Raw genomic sequence first — 2,500 nt, 5'->3', positions numbered from 1 at the left:
CGATAGCGAACTAGTACCGTGAGGGAAAGGCGAAAAGAACCCCGGAGAGGGGAGTGAAATAGACCCTGAAACCGTATACGTACAAGCAGTGGAAGCCCGCAAGGGTGACTGCGTACCTTTTGTATAATGGGTCAGCGACTTACTGTCAGTGGCAAGCTTAACCGTATAGGGGAGGCGAAGGGAAACCGAGTCTGAATAGGGCGAATAGTCTCTGGCAGTAGACCCGAAACCGAGTGATCTATCCTTGACCAGGTTGAAGGTGCGGTAACACGCACTGGAGGACCGAACCCACATCTGTTGCAATAGATGGGGATGAGTTGAGGATCGGAGTGAAAGGCTAAACAAACTCGGAGATAGCTGGTTCTCCTCGAAAGCTATTTAGGTAGCGCCTCGTGCGAACACTGTTGGGGGTAGAGCACTGTTATGGCTAGGGGGTCATTGAGACTTACCAAACCATGGCAAACTCCGAATACCAACACGTGCTACACGGGAGACACACGGCGGGTGCTAACGTCCGTCGTGAAAAGGGAAACAACCCAGACCCGCAGCTAAGGTCCCAAAGTCATAGCTAAGTGGAAAACGATGTGGAAAGGCATAGACAGCCAGGAGGTTGGCTTAGAAGCAGCCACCCTTTAAAGAAAGCGTAATAGCTCACTGGTCGAGTCGGTCTGCGCGGAAGATTTAACGGGGCTAAGCTATGCACCGAAGCTCGGGGTGTACGGATTTTGATCTGTACGCGGTAGAGGAGCGTTCCGTAGGCCTGTGAAGGTGAGTCGTAAGGCTTGCTGGAGGTATCGGAAGTGCGAATGCTGACATGAGTAACGATAAGGGGGGTGAAAAGCCCCCCCGCCGAAAGCCCAAGGTTTCCTCGCGCAACGTTCATCGGCGCAGGGTGAGTCGGCCCCTAAGGCGAGGCAGAAATGCGTAGTCGATGGGAAGCAGGTTAATATTCCTGCACTTTTCTACAGTGCGATGTGGGGACGGAGAAGGTTAGGTCTACCAGGCGTTGGTTGTCCTGGGGAAAGGCGGTAGGCGGTGATCTTAGGCAAATCCGGGATCACATACGCCGAGCACCGAGACGAGTCCTATGAGGACGAAGTGACTGACACCACGCTTCCAGGAAAAGCCACTAAGCTTCAGCTGTAGAAAAACCGTACCGTAAACCGACACTGGTAGGCAGGGTGAGAATCCCAAGGCGCTTGAGAGAACTCGGGTGAAGGAACTAGGCAAAATGGCACCGTAACTTCGGGAGAAGGTGCGCCCCTTGGTGTGGTCACGTGCGTGACTGAGCATCGAGGGGTCGCAGTAACCTGGCCGCTGCGACTGTTTATCAAAAACACAGCACTCTGCAAACACGAAAGTGGACGTATAGGGTGTGACGCCTGCCCGGTGCTGGAAGGTTAATTGATGGGGTCAGCCGCAAGGCGAAGCTCTTGATCGAAGCCCCAGTAAACGGCGGCCGTAACTATAACGGTCCTAAGGTAGCGAAATTCCTTGTCGGGTAAGTTCCGACCTGCACGAATGGCGTAACGACAGCGGCGCTGTCTCCACCCGAGACTCAGTGAAATTGAAATCGCTGTGAAGATGCAGCGTTCCCGCGGCAAGACGGAAAGACCCCGTGAACCTTTACTATAGCTTTACACTGAACGTTGAGTTCTTCTGTGTAGGATAGGTGGGAGGCTATGAAACCAGGACGCTAGTTCTGGTGGAGCCATCCTTGAAATACCACCCTGAAGTGCTTGACGTTCTAACCTAGGTCCGTAATCCGGATCGGGGACCGTGTATGGTGGGTAGTTTGACTGGGGCGGTCTCCTCCCAAAGAGTAACGGAGGAGCACGAAGGTACGCTCAGCGCGGTCGGACATCGCGCACTGTGTGCAAAGGCATAAGCGTGCTTGACTGCGAGATCGACGGATCAAGCAGGTACGAAAGTAGGTCTTAGTGATCCGGTGGTTCTGTATGGAAGGGCCATCGCTCAACGGATAAAAGGTACTCCGGGGATAACAGGCTGATACCGCCCAAGAGTTCATATCGACGGCGGTGTTTGGCACCTCGATGTCGGCTCATCACATCCTGGGGCTGTAGCCGGTCCCAAGGGTATGGCTGTTCGCCATTTAAAGTGGTACGCGAGCTGGGTTCAGAACGTCGTGAGACAGTTCGGTCCCTATCTGTCGTGGGCGTTGGAGATTTGAGGGGGGCTGCTCCTAGTACGAGAGGACCGGAGTGGACGTTCCGCTGGTGTTCGGGTTGTCATGCCCATGGCATTGCCCGGTAGCTACGAACGGAAGTGATAACCGCTGAAAGCATCTAAGCGGGAAGCACGCCCCAAGATGAGATCTCCCGAGAGCTTGACTCTCCTTAAGGCACCATCAAGACTAGGTGGTTGATAGGCGCGGTGTGGAAGTGCAGCAATGCATTGAGCTTACGCGTACTAATGAGCCGTGAGGCTTGACCATATAACCCCAAGACGCTTCACCGTCTTAACGCAATCCTCCGGTCGA

The 2,500-nt window shown here is 54.2% G+C and carries 1 rRNA gene (cut by a window edge); it reads left to right on the top strand.

Annotated features, from left to right (window positions below):
- A 23S ribosomal RNA gene (locus tag ACQKIE_RS19135) occupies positions 1-2,455 on the top strand; it begins 430 nt to the left of the window's first position.
- Positions 2,456-2,500: the final 45 nt, after the last annotated feature.

This window comes from Luteibacter sp. NPDC031894, from assembly GCF_050273135.1.
Classification (GTDB): domain Bacteria; phylum Pseudomonadota; class Gammaproteobacteria; order Xanthomonadales; family Rhodanobacteraceae; genus Luteibacter.
This window is presented reverse-complemented; position numbering and strand designations above follow the sequence as displayed.